24 protein-coding genes are annotated in these 21238 nt (G+C 42.2%); 1 reads left to right on the forward strand and 23 read right to left on the reverse strand.

The genetic code is table 11. The annotated features are described in order from the left end of the window. Nucleotides 1–6: 6 nt before the first annotated feature. The 23 genes from dnaB to rpmH all read right to left on the reverse strand — a co-directional run bounded on the left by dnaB (nucleotide 7) and on the right by rpmH (nucleotide 19222). Nucleotides 7–1335 carry a replicative DNA helicase gene (gene dnaB, locus GT589_RS01170; RefSeq protein WP_293394719.1) on the reverse strand — a complete coding sequence of 443 codons (1329 nt, stop codon included), beginning with the start codon at nucleotides 1333–1335 and terminating at the stop codon, nucleotides 7–9. A 19-nt stretch (nucleotides 1336–1354) separates the two neighbouring features. Then, nucleotides 1355–1807: a 50S ribosomal protein L9 gene (gene rplI, locus GT589_RS01175; protein WP_293394721.1), complete on the reverse strand. Its 453-nt coding sequence runs from the start codon at nucleotides 1805–1807 to the stop codon at nucleotides 1355–1357. Further along, nucleotides 1807–3807, reverse strand: coding sequence for a DHH family phosphoesterase (locus GT589_RS01180; protein ID WP_293394724.1), 2001 nt, complete (start codon nucleotides 3805–3807; stop codon nucleotides 1807–1809). Before GT589_RS01180 ends, rplI begins: the two co-directional genes overlap by 1 nt. 23 nt (nucleotides 3808–3830) lie before the next feature. Beyond that, complete coding sequence (locus tag GT589_RS01185) at nucleotides 3831–4763, reverse strand: YybS family protein (RefSeq protein WP_293394727.1); 933 nt, start codon at nucleotides 4761–4763, stop codon at nucleotides 3831–3833. A 135-nt stretch (nucleotides 4764–4898) separates the two neighbouring features. Then, on the reverse strand, nucleotides 4899–5132 hold the full coding sequence (gene rpsR / locus GT589_RS01190; protein WP_293394730.1) for a 30S ribosomal protein S18: 234 nt from the start codon (nucleotides 5130–5132) through the stop codon (nucleotides 4899–4901). 15 nt (nucleotides 5133–5147) lie between these two features. Then, entirely contained in the window at nucleotides 5148–5573 is a 426-nt protein-coding gene (locus tag GT589_RS01195; protein ID WP_293394733.1) for a single-stranded DNA-binding protein, read from the reverse strand. A 45-nt stretch (nucleotides 5574–5618) separates the two neighbouring features. Then, nucleotides 5619–5912 (reverse strand): 30S ribosomal protein S6, encoded by a 294-nt coding sequence (gene rpsF, locus GT589_RS01200; RefSeq protein WP_293394736.1) that lies wholly within the window; start codon nucleotides 5910–5912, stop codon nucleotides 5619–5621. Nucleotides 5913–6256: 344 nt separating this feature from the next. Continuing rightward, nucleotides 6257–7441 carry an aminotransferase-like domain-containing protein gene (locus GT589_RS01205; RefSeq protein ID WP_293394739.1) on the reverse strand — a complete coding sequence of 395 codons (1185 nt, stop codon included), beginning with the start codon at nucleotides 7439–7441 and terminating at the stop codon, nucleotides 6257–6259. Between the two features lie 140 nt (nucleotides 7442–7581). Next, nucleotides 7582–7788 carry a DUF951 domain-containing protein gene (locus GT589_RS01210; RefSeq protein WP_293394742.1) on the reverse strand — a complete coding sequence of 69 codons (207 nt, stop codon included), beginning with the start codon at nucleotides 7786–7788 and terminating at the stop codon, nucleotides 7582–7584. A 19-nt stretch (nucleotides 7789–7807) separates the two neighbouring features. Further along, complete coding sequence (locus tag GT589_RS01215; RefSeq protein ID WP_293394744.1) at nucleotides 7808–8074, reverse strand: DUF3343 domain-containing protein; 267 nt, start codon at nucleotides 8072–8074, stop codon at nucleotides 7808–7810. A gap of 47 nt (nucleotides 8075–8121) precedes the next feature. Next, complete coding sequence (gene yedF / locus GT589_RS01220; RefSeq protein WP_293394747.1) at nucleotides 8122–8721, reverse strand: sulfurtransferase-like selenium metabolism protein YedF; 600 nt, start codon at nucleotides 8719–8721, stop codon at nucleotides 8122–8124. A gap of 46 nt (nucleotides 8722–8767) precedes the next feature. Next, nucleotides 8768–9373: a CvpA family protein gene (locus GT589_RS01225; RefSeq protein ID WP_293394750.1), complete on the reverse strand. Its 606-nt coding sequence runs from the start codon at nucleotides 9371–9373 to the stop codon at nucleotides 8768–8770. A gap of 12 nt (nucleotides 9374–9385) precedes the next feature. Beyond that, entirely contained in the window at nucleotides 9386–10450 is a 1065-nt protein-coding gene (locus GT589_RS01230) for a DUF5711 family protein (RefSeq protein ID WP_293394753.1), read from the reverse strand. 42 nt (nucleotides 10451–10492) lie between these two features. Continuing rightward, nucleotides 10493–11794: a helix-turn-helix domain-containing protein gene (locus GT589_RS01235; protein WP_293394756.1), complete on the reverse strand. Its 1302-nt coding sequence runs from the start codon at nucleotides 11792–11794 to the stop codon at nucleotides 10493–10495. Between the two features lie 92 nt (nucleotides 11795–11886). Further along, entirely contained in the window at nucleotides 11887–12675 is a 789-nt protein-coding gene (locus GT589_RS01240; RefSeq protein ID WP_293394759.1) for a ParB/RepB/Spo0J family partition protein, read from the reverse strand. A 268-nt stretch (nucleotides 12676–12943) separates the two neighbouring features. After that, entirely contained in the window at nucleotides 12944–13663 is a 720-nt protein-coding gene (gene rsmG, locus GT589_RS01245; RefSeq protein ID WP_293394762.1) for a 16S rRNA (guanine(527)-N(7))-methyltransferase RsmG, read from the reverse strand. Nucleotides 13664–13682: 19 nt separating this feature from the next. Further along, nucleotides 13683–15569, reverse strand: coding sequence for a tRNA uridine-5-carboxymethylaminomethyl(34) synthesis enzyme MnmG (gene mnmG, locus GT589_RS01250; protein WP_293394765.1), 1887 nt, complete (start codon nucleotides 15567–15569; stop codon nucleotides 13683–13685). 51 nt (nucleotides 15570–15620) lie between these two features. Beyond that, nucleotides 15621–16997, reverse strand: a complete 1377-nt coding sequence (gene mnmE / locus GT589_RS01255; RefSeq protein WP_293394768.1) for a tRNA uridine-5-carboxymethylaminomethyl(34) synthesis GTPase MnmE — start codon at nucleotides 16995–16997, stop codon at nucleotides 15621–15623. A gap of 51 nt (nucleotides 16998–17048) precedes the next feature. Next, the gene (gene jag, locus GT589_RS01260; protein ID WP_293394771.1) at nucleotides 17049–17675 is read right to left on the reverse strand and encodes an RNA-binding cell elongation regulator Jag/EloR; all 627 of its coding nucleotides are present in this window, start codon (nucleotides 17673–17675) and stop codon (nucleotides 17049–17051) included. 13 nt (nucleotides 17676–17688) lie between these two features. Next, a complete protein-coding gene (locus tag GT589_RS01265) occupies nucleotides 17689–18381 on the reverse strand; it encodes a YidC/Oxa1 family membrane protein insertase (protein ID WP_293394774.1) in 693 nt (230 codons plus the stop codon). Nucleotides 18382–18409: 28 nt separating this feature from the next. Then, nucleotides 18410–18631: a membrane protein insertion efficiency factor YidD gene (gene yidD, locus GT589_RS01270; protein ID WP_293394777.1), complete on the reverse strand. Its 222-nt coding sequence runs from the start codon at nucleotides 18629–18631 to the stop codon at nucleotides 18410–18412. After that, nucleotides 18600–18986 (reverse strand): ribonuclease P protein component, encoded by a 387-nt coding sequence (gene rnpA, locus GT589_RS01275; protein WP_293394780.1) that lies wholly within the window; start codon nucleotides 18984–18986, stop codon nucleotides 18600–18602. The genes yidD and rnpA overlap by 32 nt, the downstream gene beginning before the upstream one ends. A 101-nt stretch (nucleotides 18987–19087) precedes the next feature. Beyond that, complete coding sequence (rpmH, locus tag GT589_RS01280; RefSeq protein WP_293394783.1) at nucleotides 19088–19222, reverse strand: 50S ribosomal protein L34; 135 nt, start codon at nucleotides 19220–19222, stop codon at nucleotides 19088–19090. Between the two features lie 643 nt (nucleotides 19223–19865). On the opposite strand from rpmH, the gene dnaA reads away from it, so the two are divergent. Then, the gene (gene dnaA, locus GT589_RS01285; protein ID WP_293394786.1) at nucleotides 19866–21200 is read left to right on the forward strand and encodes a chromosomal replication initiator protein DnaA; all 1335 of its coding nucleotides are present in this window, start codon (nucleotides 19866–19868) and stop codon (nucleotides 21198–21200) included. The last annotated feature ends 38 nt before the right edge of the window (nucleotides 21201–21238 follow it).

A 21238-nucleotide genomic window follows, 5' to 3' on the forward strand; every position in this document is an offset into this window, starting at 1 on the left:
GTCAAGCTACAGCTCCCTTGCAATATTGTGGAATTTTTGAAATTCTCCCATCCAGACAAGCTCCACCGTTCCCGTCTCGCCATGACGGTGCTTGGCTATTATTATCTCGCCTATATTTTTCTTGTCTGTGTCTTCATGGTAGTAGTCATCCCTGTATATGAACATAACTATATCCGCATCCTGCTCTATCGCTCCGGATTCCCTAAGGTCCGAAAGCATAGGCCTGTGGTCGGATCTGAGCTCGGGCGCACGTGAAAGCTGCGAAAGCGCAATCACGGGACAATTGAGCTCCTTTGCTATTATCTTAAGCGAACGCGATATCTTGGCTATCTCCTGCTGGCGGCTTTCTCCGCCCGAGTCGCTCTCCATGAGCTGCAGGTAGTCTATGAGTACCATGTCCAGGCCCTTTTCCATCTTGAGTCTTCTGCACTTTGACCTTATCTCCATAACGCTTATGCCCGGAGTATCGTCTATATGGATGTTGGCCTTGGCAAGCACGCCCATGGCCTCTATTATCTTGGGCCACTCTTCCTCGCTGAGGCCCCCGCTTTTTATCTTGTTTAACTCCACATGCGACTGGGCCGCTATCATACGCTGTATGAGCTGCTCCTTTGACATCTCGAGACTGAATATGGCAACCGAGCTCTTGGCCTTGAGCGCCGCATTCTGCGCCAGATTAAGCGCAAAAGCCGTCTTGCCCATCGCAGGACGGGCTGCTATAAGCACAAGATCTGTCTTTTGGAGTCCGCTTGTCTTTCTGTCAAGGTCAGTAAAACCAGTCGTAGTTCCCGTTATTGCTCCCTTGTTCCTTGCGAGCTCTTCCATTACTTCATATGCACTCATTAGCACTTCGCTTATAGGGCGCATATTGTCTCCGCTTTTTTCCTGTGAAATGTCGAAAATGTTCTTTTCAGACAGCTCTAGGATTCTCTCCACCGATTCACTGTCGGCATAGCTTGCCTCAAGAATTTTATATGAAGCTCCTATAAGCTCCCTTAGTATGGCTTTTTCCTTTACTATTTTTGCATAGTTACGCACATTCGAAGTCGTCGGCACAACCGTAGAAAGCTCAGTTATATAGGCTATGCCTCCCACCGATTCCATAGAATCTCTTCTTTTGAGCTCTTCGGTAAGCGTAATCAAGTCTACCGGCTCGCTTCTGCTGTATAGAGTCATTATCGCAGAATAAATATTAGCATGTGCTTCCTTGTAAAAATCACCCGGCCTTAGTATGTCGGCCACTTCGCTTATGCAATCCTTGTTGAGAAGTATCGAGCCGAGCACAGATTGCTCTGCATCTATACTGTGCGGCGGTACCTTTCCCATTAAATCCACTAAAACCACTCCAGATTTTCTATTTGTCAGTTTCCTTAACCTCTACCTTTAGTTTGGCAACAACATCTTGATGCAGCTTTATCTCCACGAAGCTCATGCCAAGTGCCTTTATAGGTTCGTCAAGCAATATCTTCCTCTTGTCAACATCGATCCCATGCTTTTTCTTGAGATTTTCAGCAATGTCCTTAGATGTGATAGAGCCAAAAAGCCTGCCACCTTCTCCTGCCTTAGAAAACAGAGTCACTGTTAGCTCCTCCATTGATTTTGCAAGTTCTTTGGCAGCCTCATGCTCTTTTTCCTCTTTTATCTTCTGAGAAGTCTTCTGCTCACTAAGTATCTTCAAATTGCCTTCAGATGCCTCTTTTGCAACTCCTTTTGGAAAAAGAAAATTCCTCGCATAACCGTCGCTTACATTTATTACATCTCCTTTTTTGCCTGTTCCCTTCAAATCCTTAAGTAGGATAACCTTCATTATAAATCTACCTCCTTTAGATATTCTCTTATTATGTTCTCTAGTCTGGATTTTACCTCTTCAATTTCAGAGTCTGTTATCTGGGCTCCGGCAACATCCAAATGGCCGCCTCCACCTATTTTTTCCAATATCACCTGCACATTCACCTCGCCCATTGAACGCGCGCTTACGTATATAACGCCGTCCGTATCCTTGCCGAGGACGAATGACGCCTTTATTCCCTTTATGTTCAGCAGCTCGTCAGCTCCCTGCGCTATTACTAGCTGTAGACTCTCAGTATTTTCAGGACATACCGACATGGCTATTATCTTGTCTAGTATGACTGCATTTTTAATGACCTCTGCCTTGCCAAAGAAGGTTTCCATATCTCCCTGGAACAGCCTCTTGACTGCCGCCGTATCGGCTCCTATTTTCTTGAGCATGGCTGCTGCTTCAAAGGTCCTCACGCCAGTCCTGAAAGTGAAGTTCTTGGTGTCCAGAGTTATGCCCGCAAGCAGTGCCTCCGATTCGAATTTTGAAATATAAGGCTTCTCCGAAATGTACTGTATAAGCTCTGTCACCATCTCGCTTGCCGAGGATGCGTATGTCTCATGATATGAAAGCACAGCATTCTCTATGAACTCAAGGCCCCTTCTATGGTGGTCTATTACCACCACTCTGTCGCAAATATCAAGCAGCTCCTTGCACTCTGTAAAGTTGGGTCTATGTGTGTCTACAACTATGAGCAGCGTGTCGGAATGTGCATTCCTCATAGCTTCTTCTTTTTTTACAAATATATTCTTATAGTCTCCAAAAGCGCTCACACTCTTTACAAGCACATCTATCGAGGGATTGGACTCCTGCAGCACTATGCTTGATTCCTTGCCCATATGGCTGCACATGCTGTGAACTCCCAGAGCAGCTCCCATGGAATCGAGATCCGGATGCCTGTGCCCCATTATAAGCACATTTTTGCTGTCATTTATCAGGTCTCTTAATGCGTATGCTATGAGTCTGGCCTTTACCTTTGTCTTCTTTTCTATACCCTTTGACTTTCCTCCATAAAACGTTGACTTGTCTTTTCGCTTTATTACAGCCTGGTCTCCGCCTCTTCCCTGAGCCAGATCAAGGGCGCTCTCAGCGTATTCAAGGCTCTTTAGAAGCGTATTGCCCCAGGTGCCTATTCCTATACTGAGCGTTATTGGAAGCGAGTTGCCATAGTTTATCTCCCTTATTTCATCAAGCACGGCAAACTTTTGCTTTTCCAGGCCTTCGAGTATCAAGTTGTCCATAAAAAGTATATATCGGTCGCTCCTTGTCTTTTGAAGTGCCGCTCCTACACCGTCTGCCCATGTCTTGAGCGTTCTTTCCACGTCTGCAATCAGAAGAGGACGCATGTCAGATCCTGCGCTCTCTAGCACCTCATCGAAACTGTCCACCTGTATTATCCCGAAAACCGGCTTTTCCTCATAATACCTCTTTGAAAGGCTGAGAAGCCTTGTGTTTTCCACAAAATACGCCATTATAAGGTACTTTACCTCACCCTTGTTGTCTATCTTTACAATGTTGTATGTGACGTTGAAATTCCGGTCATTTAGCGCCACAGTGGTGTAGAGCTCGCTTTTTTCATTCAGCGCCCTCTTGAGGTTGAGGTTTGGTATTATCTGCTCGATATTCTGCCCAAGCAACTCCTCTTTTTTGAGCATGTCAGAAAACTTGTTGTTGTACCAGTTTATGTTGCCGTCAATCTCAAGTATGCAAAATGGTATTGGCAGATTGAGCATGGCATTTTTGACAGTCTCGTCGATGTCCGCAGAAAGGCTTTCAATATATTTTGTCCACTGTCTTGTCCTGACGTCCGATGTTTTTCTGTTATGGTTTAAAAGATACGCTATCACTATTATCCACAGCGCTCCCAAAATCCAGTTGTAGAACAAGACCGTAGCGGCAAGCAGCAGTATAATTGCCATATATGTGTTTTGTTCAGGAAACCAAAACTTGAAATTCATTTTAGTTTTCATTATGGCATAGGCCTCCTAAATCATCATTTTCTAATCCTTCTGAAATCTATTATGGAATCTAAGAATCCTACGACCGAAACTATTGAAGATAGTGGGCCTAAAAAAATCATCATGAAAAGAAGCAGGTTCCTAATGACCTTGTTGATTTTCGACTTGTTCAGAAAATATCCTGTGACAGCAAAACCCTGCATGAAAAACATGAAAATAATTATGAATGTTATGTTAGCCACTAGATTTTCGTAGTTTATCCACGAGAGTCCTTTTGCGCTCATTGTAAGAAAATATATTATTAGCATCCCAAGAGCGATGTTGCCCGGCAGCGTAAACTCGCTAAGCTTTGGTATATTGCCCGAATACCCCCTTGTCCTCTTGAGTATTGAAAGAGCCAGATAATAGTTGAAAAACGACATCAGCATCGCCTGAACCACTATGGCGCCCGGTATTATGAGCTTCATGTACTCAAGCAGCGCTCCGACATCGGCTGCCGCCTGTTTTTGTCCAAGGCCTGACATCATGTCGCCCTGCATCTTAACGGCCTGCTCGAACATCTGCACAGCTTTTTCTATTATGTCGACTCCAAGCACTATTGACATTAACTTTACATACACCATGACAAGCACTATTGAGGTTATGAATCCCCACGCCACAGGTCCAAACGGCTCCTTTGACGATATGCCTCTATAGCCTATTGCAACTCCCGGCACAAAAAACAAAAGCGCCAGTGTGATTCCGTATATGGGATCTGTGAACATCGATACGGCCGCCGCAGAAATCACCGAAGCCATCACGCCGTATCTGAGGCCATTTCGCATTGTTATGAGAATGTAGGGAACGGCCGTGAAAAATGTAAGCAGCCCCAGAAGCGGTATGTACGTCCCTGCCAAGATGAATATTACTCCTATTGCAGATATGAGCGCAGACTCCGAAAGCCTCTGCCTGCTGTTTCTTTCAATCACTTTTTTACCTCCTGGCATGTCGTTTGATTAGAGTCTTTTCCAGGCTCCCTTAAATTATTATTATATCACAACACTTTTATAAATAAAACAAAAGGCGAACCATAAGGTTCGCCGCATGCTTTCAACTAAAATCAATTAGTCTAGTGTGTATGGAAGTATAGCTATAGTTCTAGCTTTCTTTATTGCAAGAGTTATCTCTCTCTGGTGCTTAGCGCAAGTTCCAGAAATTCTTCTTGGAAGTATCTTGCCTCTTTCAGTAATATACTTCTTAAGACCGTCTACGTTCTTGTAGTCTATAGTCTTGTTTTTATCCGCACAGAAAGCACATACTTTCTTTCTTCTTTTTCTTGTTCTCAATTTCTCGGTCATTTCCAAACCTCCTTATTAGAATGGAATATCGTCGTCGTCGAGAGCCTGGAATCCTTCAGGATCCAGCCCCGTAGGCTCGAAAGACCTAGGAGCTTCAGATGAGCCTGAGCCACTCTCCTTGCTTGACCATTCCAAAAATTCTATCCTGTCGGCAACAACCTCTGTAACCCATCTTCTTTCGCCATTCTGGGTCTCGTAGCTTCTAACCTGAAGTCTTCCGCTAACTCCTACCTGCCTGCCTTTTTGAAGATAGTTGGCACAGTTTTCAGCCTGCTTTCCCCAAACCTGCACAGGTATGAAGTCCGCTTCATAGTTGCCTTCCTTGTTCTTAAACGTTCTATTTACTGCAACCGTAAAGGTGGCTACTGGGTTTCCCGTTCCTGGGATGTATCTAAGATCAGGGTCCTTTGTGAGCCTTCCAATCAAAATAACACAGTTCATTTAATGCACCACCTTGTTAATCGCTAATAGCTTGTATTTTTAAGACTATTTTTCATCTTTTCTAACTATCATGTGTCTTATTACAGAATCCATTATCTTAAGGTTTCTGTCTATTTCGCTTATTACGTCGTTGCCTCCTGTAAAGTTAACAAGGTTGTAGAATCCTTCGTTGAACTTCTTTATTGGGTAAGCAAGCTTTCTGTTTCCCCAAGTGTCAACTGAAGAAATTTCTCCATTTACTGCTATTAGATCTTTAACCTTGTTGAATACAGCTTCCTTCGCCTCATCATCAAGATTTGGCTTAAGGATGTACACTAGCTCGTAGCTTCTTGTATTCATGGTTTCACCTCCCTTTGGACTTAAGGCTCTATTTCTTATAGAGCAGAGATATTTATATACCCTAATATGTTAGCACTAATATGTTGAAAAAGCAAACACAAAATAATATTTTGCCTTTTTTTTTATTTTCAGCTGCCGTGCATGGCCTGGAATCAGGCTGAATTACTACCGCCCGATTTTTTTTAATATTTTTTTGATTTTTTTTTAAATTTTATCTATAATTTTCTCATTAAAAGGTAACTATATAATAAGTATCCCACATACTTTTTTTATCTCAATCTCCCCCTAATAAAAATTGGGAGTGGAAAATTTTCCACTCCCGCTTTTTTTGTCTTTTTTCAGTATTACATCATTGCCTTTATTGCTCTTGCAAGTCTTTTCATTCCTTCTACAAGCATTTCGTCAGTTGCGTTCGAATAGTTGAGCCTGAATGTATTTTCATTTCCACCGTTAGGGAAGAATGCTCCGCCTGGAACGAAAGCTACTTTTTCTTCAAGACACTTCTTGAGAAGGTCTCTTGCATTTATGTGCTCTGGAAGCACAACCCACGTGAAAAGGCCGCCCTCTGAGTAAGTCCATTTGATTCCCTCTGGGAATTCCTCTTCCATGATTTTCATCATAAGGTCTCTACGCTTGCTGTACACAGACTTTATCTTCTCAACGTGCGCGTCAAGGTCATACATGTCGCAGTACTTGGCTGCTTCCATCTGAGCTATAGTTGAAGACTGAAGGTCAGCGCCCTGCTTGACGAAGTTGTACTTCTGGAGTATTGCATCTGGTGCGCAAACCCAGCCTATTCTTAGTCCGGGAGCGAATATCTTTGAGAATGTTCCAAGGAATACTACAAGACCTTTAGTGTCCATGGCCTTAAGAGAAGGCATTATTTCTCCTTCAAATCTTAGCTCTCCGTAAGGATTGTCCTCTATTACAGGTATTTCATACTTGTTTACCAGCTCCATGAACTTAGTACGTCTTTCCATTGTCCAAGTCTTTCCGCTTGGGTTTTGGAAGTCAGGTATTACGTATATCATCTTAATATTTTCAGTGCTAGCTAGTATTTTTTCAAGCTCTTCCATGATCATTCCGTGGTCATCAGTTGGAACCTCTATGAAATTTGGTCCGTACGCCTTGAATGCGTTTAGAGCGCCAAGATATGACGGGCTTTCAACAAGCACTACGTCGCCTTCATTTATGAATATCTTTCCTGAAAAATCAAGGCCCTGCTGTGAACCGCTTGTTATAAGTATCTCGTCAACAGTTACATTTGTCTTGAATTTTCTGTTCATTCTCTCTGCTATTTGTTCTCTAAGTCTTACATTGCCTTCCGTAGTAGTATACTGAAGTGCAGTCTGTCCGCTTTCCTCAAGCACAGCTACGGCAACCTTCTTCATCTCTTCCACCGGGAAAAGCTCTGGAGCGGGAAGTCCGCCTGCAAAAGATATTATTGTAGGATCCGCAGCAAACTTTAGAAGTTCACGGATTTCCGAAGCTTTAAGGTTTTCCATACGATCAGCAAATTTAATAGCCATTTGTAAAGCACCCCCATAGTCATTTGAATTGCGTGAAAACATTTTCCTCTTATTATCCATAATTATAGCACTTTGATTTTAGGTTGCCTATACAACTGGAAATATACAGAATTTTGTGTTTTTTTGAAAAACAAAGAAAATTAGGCCTTTTCATCGCCGCTTTCTGCCTGCAACACCTTTCTGACCCTCTTTTCCAGATTGACTCTGTCTATCCAGAGTTCCTTGCCGCATTTGATGCATTTAATCCTAAAGTCCATGCCTACTCTTTTTATTTCAAACTCATTGCCACCGCACGGATGAGATTTCTTAAGCACTACTACATCTCCGACGTTTAGCTTCAAAGGCATGCGCCCACCTCCTATTAGCCTATATGATTTTCTCTGCCTGCTTTTCCTTTATATCTGGCAACTTTGTAAGCTTAAATACTCCGTTTATCTCCACCTCTGAATTTTTCAGCTTGTCTAACACAATGTCCATGTCAGCCTTGTCAAACCTTATTGAAAGGCCGCAGCTTGCTATAATCTCCCTTGGTGAAGGTATCATCATTATTTTGAGTCCTGCCTCCAAAAGTATCTTTTCAAATTTTATGGCATAGTGAGTTGAATTGAATGCCACAACATACATCTCGTTCATGCTGTCCTCCCTATAAAAAATAGACTACATGGATGTAGTCTATCACGCTATCCGATAGTTATGGTATTTCCTGCCGCCTTTAAGTTGTCTACTATGTCATACATATTGCCTATTACTCCCACGCTGAGTTTTTCTTTCAGTCCGAAAACGTCAAGACACGTTCCGCATGTGACTATCTTCACTCCTGCGCCCTCGAGTATCCTGAGGTTTTCCACTGTATGTTCGTTTACAGTTGTGAGCGTTGCTCCGCCGTTTACAAAGAGTACTGCCTTTGGATACGGTTCTGATTCAGTAAGCGTGTATATTAGGTTTCTCATCAGCAGAGCTCCTAGCTCATCATCGCCTCTTCCTAGTTTGTCGGCCTGAACAAATATGACAGTGTCGCCCAGCTTTGACTCTGCTCCGCATTCTTCGGTTGTAGAACCTTCTGGCAACTCTCCCTTAGAAATTTCTATATAGAAGAGCCCGTCCTTTTCATAGTCTCTGTATTCGCAGTTCATTGATTTTGCAAGCTTTATGATATTCTCTTTTGCGGTTTCATTGTCTACAATAGCCATTATAGGGTCATTTGAGGCTTCCAGAGCCTTTTTTGCCAGTATTACAGGCTGAGGACAAGCCAATCCTCTCGCATCTACTTGTATCATCATTGAATCCTCCTAGTTTTTATTTCAATTATAACATCCCTGATTATCATTACCCCAGATGATTGTTATTGAATATTTCTATAAGGCTATTGAAATATTTGAACATGAAGTTGTACATATACATGTATTTTGTTAAAAGGGATTCGTTAAGGCTCCTTGTAAAGCTGCCTTCCGGATTCAGCGCCGCAAAAGGATTGATTATTATGAATGCGAGCATTATTAGAATAGTCCCCTTGGCAGCTCCAAAAATAAAGCCTGCCAACTTGTTTATAAAGCCAATGGACTTTATCTTCAACATGCCGTCTATGAATGATGCTATTAAACTTACCAGCATGTTTGTAAAAATAAAAAGCAGCACTATGGCAATAGCCTGCGCAAAAACAACATCCGAATTTGCTATTACAGTCTCTGAATTTGGAAGATTCGAAAAAAGTTTATTGGAAAGTCTGTTTAAAAACTCCAGCATCGTGGAATTTGATGTTATATACTGCGCCAGCTGCTTATAGTACATGCTTGTGAAAAATATGGACAAGGCATATTTTGCAAGGCTTATGACCGAAACTGCAAAGCCGTTTATGAAGCCTCGTATTCCAAAGAACAACACTACTACGATTATTATTATGTCTATGTGATTAAGCTGGGAAACATAGCCCATCAAACCCACCCCCTAATCTACTGCTATTATCCTTATTTCTCCCCTGAAAACAAGCCCTAGGCAGTCATCTCCTATCTTGATTGTATCTATTATGTCATTGGTAAAGTCCATGCTCTCTTTTGTGCCCATGACTTCTATGCTTCTTTGAGAAATCAATATATCCTTGCCTGATACATCTATAACGCCGTATATTCTGTGCGCATACTTATCCTTCTTTTCTTCAGCTCCCTCAAGGTTGAAATCCCTGATGCTGCTTGAGCTGTCCAGTACGGTGAAACCGCCTTCTTCACTTTTGAGCTGCACAATGCCGCTGTCTACTCTCAGTGAGTTGATATATTTGAGCTCTGAATCACGCAGCTCAACATAGCCTTCCTCCCAAAGCACAAATCTGTCATCAATCAGCATCCCTCCGACAAACACCCTGTTTTCAGCCTTGTCTGCAGTCTCCAGTTCCCCATTTACATTGTAGTGCATCATGCTGTTGTAGAGCCTTTCCTTGTCAAGCGTAAGCCCGCTTACCAGAAATCCCTGGCCTTTTTCATCAGGAGAAATGAAGTTTATGCTTATGTTTGATATTTGTATGTCCTTTATCTGCTTTCCCGACATGTTGAATATTCTGAGACCCTCAGCTTTTTCGTTCATATCGTATACATAGTGGACTACAAACCTGTCCTTGCCTATGGCTTCTACAAAAACAGGTTTTTCTGCAAATTTAATCTGGCTTGATATCTTGCCGCTTTTCTCAATTACAGCTAGATTCCTCTTCACCTTGTCAAGAAACAGTATTCTGCCATTTTGAACAGTCATGTCATAGTCGTTTGATCTGAGCTCGGCCTCGCCCTGCTTTTGCCCTTTTTTATCGAGCAGGCTTATCTTTCTGCCGTTGTAGATTACTATGCCATTTTGGAATCCCACTATCTTCATATTCGATGTATTGCCATACGAAAATTTTGCCGTTTCAGTCAATTGATGAGTAGATTTACCTATCAAATTACCTATTAGCTGAACTGCCTTTGGATTCAAAAGCAGGACGGCTGCTACAAAAGCTGTTATCAGCAATGGTTTAATGATTTTCAAATGTCAATCCTCCCGATAACAAAAAGACCCTTTTGCAAGGGCCTAATAATATATTATTTTTAGCTCTTTATAGAGTTCTACTCCTTTTGAATAGCACTCGAGCTCCTTGTCTTTCGATACGTGTGCATATATGTCAGCTGCCTCAAAATATGCGTCAGCAATGTCTTTTTTGGCGCCATACTTGCTTACGAGCTCTATGTTCCTGTTCATGTTTTCAAGTGCTATTTCGACATTTCCCTCTTTGAGATGTGCCTTTGCATAGTACTTTATGGCCTTTGCCTCAAGCAGCTTGTTCTTGAGCTTTATTGACATCGCAAGCGCTTTTTTGCTTAACTCCTTTGCTGATTCTATGTCGCCTTTATTCAAAAGAGCCCTTGTATAATCGAACATTATTTCAACCAGATGCTCATTTTCTATATCTTTATGTATTTCATAGGCTATTTTGACCTTTTCAAGAGCTTCTTCATACTGCTTTAGATTTTCATGTATGTATGACATAACCACATATGTCCTTGCCTGCTCGAGTTTCTTTTCATGCTCATTGAATACATCGAGTGCCTTCGAAAAATATTTTTTAGCTCTTATGTAGTCGCCTTCTCCCATATATTTGTTTCCCAGAAGGAACAGGCTGTTGCCTTTGTGCTTGTAATCTTTCATCTTCTCTTCAATTTCGTCTACCTTTTTTGAATAGAATATTGCATCATCATATTCCCCAAGCTCCATGCTGCAGTATGAGAGGTTTATGTACAAAAGCCTTTCAATGTCATAATTTATAACGTTATTGTCCACAAGATAGTTTTTACCCTGTATGAACTTGTCCGTGGCAGGCTTGTAGCATTTTTGAAGCATGTATACTTTCCCAAGCTCCAGATAGCATCCAAGCGCCCCTTTGACATTTGATGTCTTGATGTTGAGTATGAGGCTTCTTTCAAACATGCTCGCCGCCATTGTGTAGTCGCCTTCATCCCTGTAAACCTGTCCAAGCAGAAACTTGGCGTTTGCGCAGAGCGAATTTACGTTATATTCTTTGCAAAGCTCTATTACCTTGGTAAGCTCATCCTTGGCGCTCTTTAGCTTCTTGTTCTTTATGTAGTACTCCCCTTTAAGGAGGATTGATTCACTTATTTGCTTCACCTGAGCTTCCTTGCTTTCTACAAGATAGTCTACAGAAACGCTCAACTTCTGAGAAAAATAGTCCAGAAGATCCTGGCTCGGATATGACTTATCCCTTTCTATATGGCTTATTTGTGCAGCTGTAACCCTGTTGCCGGCCAATTCCTTGAGTGTCAAATTACGCTCTTTTCTGAGCTTTTTGATCTTCTGACCCAGTGTAAGTATCTCCATCTTTATCCTCCAAACTTAATCTGCTTAAATATTGATTATAACTCCGTATGCTTGCAATCTTATTATATATATGTAAAACAGCCTCCTACAATTTATTTATCAAGTATGAGGCTTGTGATTTTTTCGAGCTCTTCATCACTATAATACTCTATCTCTATCTTGCCCTTTTTCTTGTTCTGTGTAATTATGACTTTAGTCCCAAGAGTCTCCACTAACCTTTCCCTAAGATGCTCAATATATATATCCGTACTTGCCTTGCTGGGACGGTCTTTGGTCATACCTTTTGACAATGCCTTGGCTATATCTTCAACAGCTCTTACAGAAAGTCCTTTTTCTATAATATCCTTTGCAGTCTGCTCCTGCAGCTGCTCATCCTCTATCCTAAGTATGGCTTTGGCATGTCCTGCAGAAATACTTCCATTCCTCACCAGTTCTATCACTTGGCCTGGAAGGTTTAAAAGCCTGAGTGTATTTGTTATATAAGGCCTGCTCTTGCCTACCGCCCGGGATATTTCTTCTTGTGTAGTGGCATGCTCGTCTATGAGCGCCTTGTACGCCAGTGCCTCTTCAATGGGATTGAGGTTCTCCCTTTGAATATTCTCCACAAGTGCCATTTCCATTATCTTTTTTTGATGGGACGACTCCAGCACAATGCATGGCATTTGCTCTGCACCCGCAATGAGTGAAGCCCTGTATCTTCTCTCTCCAGCTACTATTATGTACCTTGAACCTATTTTTTGAACAACTATTGGCTGCAGCAAACCATGGAGCTTTATCGAATTCGAAAGCGCCAAGAGCCTTTCGTTGTCAAAATCCCTGCGCGGCTGATTGCTATTTGGAGTTATTTTGTCTATAGGAATCATCACTCCTAGCTTTTCCAAAGTCTCATCCCCTTGCAGTAGTCATATTTTCCTAGTTTCCCAGTTTCAAATATTATTTGATTTTTAATTTTTTACTATAACCTAATTATACATAAAAAACCCGATTTTTTAAGCAATTTTTTTGATAAAACATTCAAGTATTTCAAGTATTCTATACACAAGCTATTTGCATTGAAAAAAGCAAGCCCCGGACACTTTTTCCAACAGTCCATATTACGGTCATTTTGATATGAACCGAGCTTCTGTTGTGTCCAAGGCTCTTTACCGGTTATATAATTGGTTTTTTTGATGGAAGACCTGCTTTTCTTGGATACTTCGAAGGCGTATTCGACACCTTCCTGAAAACTAGCACATAGTGATTTATGTCTGTAAACGGAAGGTTTATGCTGAGCTTTTCTTCGAGCACCATCCCAAGCTCCTTCATCGCCTTCGCAGCCGCTACAAGCTCATCATCCGCCGCCGGCCCCTTCTGGCATACGAAATAGCCTCCCTTTTTTATGAAGGGCGTGCAGTATTCAAGGAGCACGTTGAGTGAGGCTACTGCTCTCGATACGGCTACATCATATTTTTCCCTATACTTCTTGTCCGCCCCCGCGTCTTCTGCTCTAGAGTGCACAAATTCTACTCCATCCAGGCCTATCTCTGTGCACACGCTCTCAAGGAAATTTATGCGTTTTCTTAGTGAATCAAGAAGAGTCAGCCTCAGGCTTTCATCGTATATCTTAAGGGGCAGCCCAGGGAACCCAGCGCCAGTTCCAACATCTATTATACGGCTGTCGCTTTTTATAACACCACTGCAAATACACGATAGTGAATCCACAAAGTGCTTGATATATATTTCCTTTTCATCTGTTATGGCCGTAAGGTTGATTTTTTCATTCCACTCCAGCAAAAGGCTCTTATATGTTTCAAATTTTTCAACCAGCTTGTCGTCAGCCAACAACCCTATATCCTCAATTCCTTTTTTGAAATATTCCCTATTTTCCATATGTCCTCCCTTAATGCTCCTAGTGGCTCTGCTGACCTCTTGATCTGCTTTCCAGATAGACCAGCAGCACAGAAACATCAGCAGGCGATACTCCTGATATCCTTGACGCCTGGCCTATTGAAAGCGGCCTGATTTTGGACAGCTTTTGCCTGGCCTCCAGCCTTAGACCTTCTATGGCCTCGTAGTCTACATCCTCAGGTATTCCCCTTTTTTCGAGCTTCTTGAACTGCTCAACCTGCTTGAGCTGCTTTTGGATGTAACCTTCATACTTTATTATAATCTCGCACTGCTGCTTGACACGCAAGTCAAGCTCATTGCCAGGAGCCCTTCCGATGGCTTCAAGCAGTTTGTAGTCTACTTCTGGTCTTTTCATGAATTCATAAAGCGACATAGGCGCCTTCATCGGAGCAATGCCCATTTCCTCGAATATGGCTGCCACCTCAGCAGGGTAGACTCTCTCGTCGCTGAGCCTGCTGAGCTCTATTTCAATATCTGATTTTTTTCTAAGGAACCTTTCATATCTGTCCCTAGTCACAAGACCAATCTGGTGGCCCTTTTCAGTCAGCCTCAAATCGGCGTTGTCCTGCCTGAGCAGCAGCCTGTATTCGGCCCTTGAGGTCATTATTCTGTAAGGCTCGCTTGTGCCCTTTGTTACAAGATCGTCTATGAGCACACCTATATAAGCCTCTGAGCGGTCTAGTATCAGCGGCTCCTTGCCCTTTATCTTGAGAGCGGCGTTTATGCCGGCCATGAGACCCTGCGCAGCAGCCTCCTCGTAGCCCGATGTGCCGTTGAACTGCCCTGCACAAAACAGGCTCTCAATATCCTTCATCTCTAGCGTGGCCTTGAGCTGCAGCGGATCTATGCAGTCATACTCTATCGCATATGCCGGTCTTATCATCCTGCAGTGCTCAAGACCCTTTACGCTCTTGTATATCTGGAGCTGCACCTCATAAGGCAGGCTTGTTGAAAAGCCAGATATATACATCTCCTTTGAGTATTCCCCCTCCGGCTCTACAAAGAACTGGTGCGAGGGTTTGTCGGCAAACCTAACCACCTTGTCCTCTATGGAAGGGCAGTATCTTGGCCCTACGCCCTCTACATAGCCTCCATACATTGCCGAGCGGCTCAGATTCTCATTTATTATGTCATGCGTCCTCTGGTTGGTCCTTACCAGATAGCACGGATGCTGCTCGAACTCAAGCGAATCATTCATGAACGAGAACGGCTCCGGATTATCCTCGCCGTGAACTATCTCCATCTTTGAAAAATCCAGACTGTCCATGTGCACCCTTGCAGGCGTTCCTGTCTTGAATCTAGCCAGCTTCACGCCAAGGGTCATAAGGCTGTTCGTAAGCTCGTTGGCTCCCATAAGCCCAAGGGGACCCGACTCGAAATTGACCTCTCCTATGAATATCCTAGATCTTAGATATACTCCGCTGCAAAGAATGACGGCCTTTGCGCAGTAGTGTGCTCCCAGCTTTGTAACTACTCCTTCTACGCGGTTTCCGTCCGATACAAGCTCCACAACCTCGTCCATTATAATCTCGAGATTCTCCTGGTTCTCGAGCACTCGCCTCATCTCCATGTGGTACTTGTACTTGTCCGATTGTGCCCTTAGCGAGTGTACAGCCGGTCCCTTTGTCGTATTTAGCATCCTCATTTGTATAAGCGTCTTGTCCGCATTTACGGCCATTTCTCCGCCGAGCGCGTCTATCTCCCTTACAAGATGCCCTTTGCCCGAACCTCCTATAGAAGGGTTGCACGGCATTAGCGCTATCGATTCAATTGAAAGCGTTATGACAAGCGTTCTGCAACCCATCCTGGCAGAAGCCAGGGCCGCCTCGCAGCCCGCGTGGCCCGCACCTATAACTATTACATCATAGCTTCCCGCATTAAACTTCATGCAGCAAAAACCTCCTCTCCTTGCTCCTTAGTTTCTCGTGAAACATGAAAATTATTTGCCCAGGCAGAATTTGCTGAATATTACATCCAGCAGGTCTTCGCTCACAGTCTCTCCTGTAATCTCGCCAAGGCTGTCCCATACATTTTTAAGGTCTATCTCAACAAAGTCAAGCGGCATCCCCGAATCTATTCCGTTAATGCATTCTTCCGCAGCACTTATCGCCTTTTCCAGAGCATGCTTGTGCCTTACATTAGATATTATTGCGCTTGATTCATACGAAACCGAGCCTGAATATACCATCTCGGCAATCTCGTTCTCCAGCTCCTGTATGCCTCTGCTTTCGGCAGCTGAAATCCTTATTATGCTTCTGCCGTCCACATAGCCCGCAAGCTCACTTTCATCAAGCACAGGCGCAAGGTCCGTCTTGTTTATTATGACTATGCACTTTTTGTCGCCCAGCAGCTTTAGTATCTCGATATCTTCAACCGAGAGCTTCTCCGAAGCGTCAAGAACCAGCATTACAAGGTCCGCAGTTTCTATTGAGTGCCTTGTCTTTTCGACTCCTATTTTCTCGACAATGTCTTCTGTACTCCGTATGCCTGCTGTGTCAACCAGCCTAAGAGGTATTCCCTTTATGCTTATGAACTCCTCAATTACATCGCGAGTAGTTCCGGGGATATTCGTCACTATAGCTCTTGATTCGCCTATAAGGGCATTCAGAAGCGATGACTTGCCTACGTTTGGCTTTCCTGCTATAACGGTGCTGAGTCCGTCTCTTAGTATCTTTCCAGTCTGAGCTGTCTTATAAAGCTCCTGCATTTCTTCAATGAGCTGCTCTGTTTTTTCCCTCAGAACACCCATTGTTATCTCTTCTATGTCCTCTTCGGGGAAATCTATTGATACCTCCACGTGTGCAAGTATTGCCGCCACGCTCTCCTTGAGCAGTCTGACCTTGGCCGAAAGTCCGCCTTCAAGCTGGTTCTGGGCAATACTGTGGCTCGAATCCGTCTTGGCTTTTATAATATCCATTACCGCCTCAGCCTGCGAAAGATCCAGTCTGCCGTTCAGGAATGCCCTCTTAGTAAATTCTCCGGGCTCCGCAAGCCTTGCACCGCTTTTCAAAATCAGATGAAGTATCTTTCGCAGTGATATATAACCGCCGTGGCAGTTTATCTCGACAACATCCTCTTTTGTGTAGCTGTGAGGAGCCTTCATATACACTGCAAGAACCTCATCCAGGGCAACATCTCCATCGTATGCATGCCCGTATACCATCGTCCTTGGCCCATAGTCTTCAAAAGCCCTGCCGCTTGATGGCACAAATATGGCCTTTAATATGTCGTATGAGCGTTCTCCGCTGATTCGTATTATGCCTATCCCGCCCTCTCCCGGGGCAGAGGATATGGCTGCTATGGTTTCATCCATCATAACAATCCACCTTCTCTTATACAAAAATAAGCCTCTACATGGATGTAGGGGCTATTTTTTGAGTGCTATCACTACTCTTCTGTTCGGCTCTTCTCCTTCGCTGTAGGTTCTTACATAAGGATCATTTTGAAGCGCTGCATGTATTATTCTTCTCTCGTACGGATTCATTGGCTCAAGCTTCACCGGCTTTTTCTTCCTGACAACGCTTCTGGCCATTTTCATGCTGAATCGAATGAGCGACTCTTCTCTTTTTTGTCTGTAGTTGCCCACATCCATAAGCACCTTCTTGTGTTCTGAGCTATTTTTGTTCACAACAAGGTTTGTTAGAAACTGAAGAGCGTCTAGTGTCTCGCCCCTTCTTCCTATTATATAGCCCATCTGGTCATCATCTCCATCAAACTTGATGTTGAGAGTCCCGTCTTCACTGTCCACACTAGATGCAAGGTCTACATTCATGCATTTTAGAATATCATCAATGAATTCCTTTGCCACTTTGTTGCTGTTGTCCTTGAGCGTCACCCTTATTTTGCCAGCTTTTCCGCCGAGTATTCCAAGAAATCCTTTAGTAGGCTCTTCTATGACATCATATTCAACCTCATCCAAGGTTGCTTTCAGCTCCGCAAGTGCCTTTTCCAAAGCCTCTTCTATAGTCTTTCCTACGGATTCTACTGTTTTCATGACATAACCCTCCTTAGCTTTTCTCCGGCCTCATTATTATATACTGCTGCGCTATTTGGAAAATATTGCTTACAACCCAGTAAAGAGTAAGTCCAGCAGGGAATGTTTTTCCCCACCAAAGTATCATCAGCGGAAGCATATAGAGCATCATCATCTGAGTCATCTGAGTTGGATCCTTCTTGTCTGTCTTTGGCGTTTTTGCATTCATCATTGCAGATGCAAAGTATGTCGTAAGAGCTGCGAGTATAGGCAGTATCCACGGCATCTCAAAACCTCCAAGGAGTACAACATCAGGCTTTGCAAGGTCTGTAATCCACATGAAGCTTGTGTTTATGGCATCGTATGCAGCCTGAGATTTGAACACATATTTTACAGGTTCCCTAAGCACATTGAACAGCCCTATAAGTATTGGCATTTGTATAAGTATTGGCAGGCATCCCGCTGCCGGGTTTATCTTGTGCTCCTTGTATACCTCCATTACCTTTTGCTGCATAAGCTGCTGATTGTCCTTGTATTTTTCCTGCAGCTGTTTTATCATAGGCTGCACATGCTGCATTTCCTTCATAGATTTCGTTTGGGCTCTGGTAAGCGGATACAGCGCAAGCTTCACAAGTATGGTGAACACTATTATAGCCACTCCATAGTTGTTTATCATTTCGAATACTAGCTTTAACAAAGCTCCTAGAGCTCCCGACAGTGCTGACAAAATAAGTACCTCCCAATAGTGTGTTTATTTATTTAAGCGGATCGTATCCTCCTTCATTAAATGGATGACATCTTAGTATCCTCTTTAATGAAAGAAATGCGCCTTTAAGAGGTCCGTATTTTCTTATGGCCTCAATTGCATAGGCTGAGCATGTTGGATAGAACCTGCATGTTTTCCCCATCAGCGGCGATATTGCTATCTGATAAAATCTTATAATACTAATGAGCAGCTTGCTTGCCAGGCTTTGCATCTGACTTGCTCCTTCCAATCTCGATGGCGGCTTTTTTGAAAAGACTCTTCATTGCTTTTTCTACCGAGGCATAGTCTGCCTCCTTGGCCGCAACTCTGGCTATAAAAATTATATCATATCCAGAGCCTATGTTACAGCAATTAAGCCGGAAGCTCTCACGCATGAGCCTTCTAACCCGGTTTCTCACTACGCTGTTTCCGACTTTTTTGGAAACTGAAAAACCTACCCTGTTGGTGGCGAGTTTATTTTTAAGTACATATATTACAAGGAGTCTGTTAGCATAGGACTTGCCTTTCGAATATACATTCTTGAAATCCTGATTTTTTTTCAGACCTATTCCATTATTAAACTGCATAGATTATTTCCCCCGCCAAATGACAATTAAAAACATTACACAAAAAGGCCACTTTAAGAAGCGGCCTTTCAATTTGCAAAAGTTTATAGGTTTTTAAGAGACTACGCTGTAAGCTGCTTTCTTCCCTTAGCTCTTCTTCTCTTAAGAACGTTTCTTCCATTGCTAGTTTTCATTCTTTTTCTGAAACCATGCTCTTTCTTTCTCTGTCTTTTCTTTGGTTGGTAAGTTCTTTTCATTACAAAACACCGCCTTTCCTTTAAATGTACATATATTAAATTTAAATTTTCATGAATTCATGTATTGCATACATATAGATTATAAAGTCACTGCCTTTCATTGTCAACAAATTTTTTAACTGCAAGGCACCCTTGTCGCTTATTTTTGATTTATCCACAAAAACACACTGTTATTTCATTTTTTTATCCTCCATTTTTGCAGTTTTGTGATTTATCAATACATTATGACTTGTGGACATATTGTTGTTATTCTATTTTGGAATTTATCCACATTAGCTTTTATTGTGGATAAACTATTCGTTTTTTATTGATGTTTTTATTTTTATTTGTTATTATATTTTTACCTGTTGATAACTATGATAACTCACATACACATATCAACTTATACACATTTTGTGGATAAGTTGTGTATAAGTTTTTACTGCATTCAGATTTTCACTACTTTTTCATGTTATCGTTTTTATCCACACTGCTTGGACAACGCTTTATTTTTTTTTGTTTTGCACACGGATATCCACACCTCGTGTCATCCTTTTTTTTAATTTTACTGTTTTTATCCATCTATTTTCAAGTTACATTTATTGTTCATATATATGTGAATAACTTTTAGCTATACTTTATATTTATTTGGGAGGATTTTATAATGAATTTAAACAACCTTTGGGAAAACGCCCTGAAAATAATAAAAACAGAACTCACTCCCGCAAGCTACAACGCATTTTTTTCTACTATAGAACCTGTTAAAATAAGCAAGGGCTCTGTGATTTTGAATGTACCAAATGATTTTATGAAGGGCATTTTAGAAGCAAGGTATATGAATATCATTGAAAAATCAATAAATCAACTCTCTTCAGAAAAATATACAGTTAAATTCACTATTGAAAAGGAAGACGATAACGATGGTGAGGCATGTTCAGATGAACCTGCTGATTCTACAAAATCTGAAACCTTAGTATATTCTAATCTTAATCCCAAATACACGTTTGACACATTTGTAATAGGCAATAACAACAGATTTGCCCATGCAGCCTGCGTTGCAGTTTCAGAAGCGCCTTCCAAGGCTTACAACCCTCTTTTCATATATGGAGGAGTAGGACTTGGCAAAACCCACCTCATGCATGCAATAGGACATCATGTGGTTTCTCAGAATCCATCAGCAAAAGTAATGTACGTTTCATCAGAAAAATTCACAAATGAGCTCATCAACTCCATAAAAGACGATAGAAACGAGCAGTTCAGAAACAGATATAGGAACGTGGACATACTCCTGGTGGACGACATACAATTCATAGCCGGAAAGGAACGAACTCAGGAGGAGTTCTTCCATACCTTCAATGACCTTCACGGTGCAAACAAGCAGATTATAATCTCAAGTGACCGAACACCGAAGGAGATACCAACTCTAGAGGACAGACTAAGGTCCAGGTTCGAAATGGGTCTAATAGCAGACATACAGCCTCCAGACTTTGAAACAAGAGTGGCCATACTTAGAAAAAAAGCTCAGACAGAAAATATAGAGATTCACAATGAAGTTATGTCTTATATAGCCAAAAATATTAAATCGAACATAAGAGAGCTTGAAGGTGCACTAATAAGAGTAGTTGCTTATTCATCGCTTGCAAACAGAGACGTAACCCTTGAGCTAGCTGGAGAAGCCCTGAAAGATATAATTACCCCTTCAAGACCTAAGGAAATAACTGTAGAACTTATAAAGCAAAAGGTTGCTGAAAATTTCAACATAAAAATGGATGATTTCAGCTCCAAAAAAAGAACCCGTTCAATTGCATATCCAAGACAGGTTGCAATGTATCTGTGCCGTGAGCTCACTGAGATGTCTCTTCCAAAGATAGGAGATGAATTCGGAGGACGCGATCACACAACTGTAATTCATGCATACGACAAGATATCTGATGATATCAAGCAGGACAACAGTGCAAGCGATAAAATTAAAAAAATAATAGATGATCTTAAAGAGTAGTGTAAAAAATGGGGCTTGTTGAATTAAACAAGCCTTTG

It is taken from the genome of Peptoclostridium sp. (assembly GCF_009881055.1).
In the GTDB taxonomy this organism is placed as follows: Bacteria; Bacillota; Clostridia; order Peptostreptococcales; family Peptostreptococcaceae; genus Peptoclostridium_A.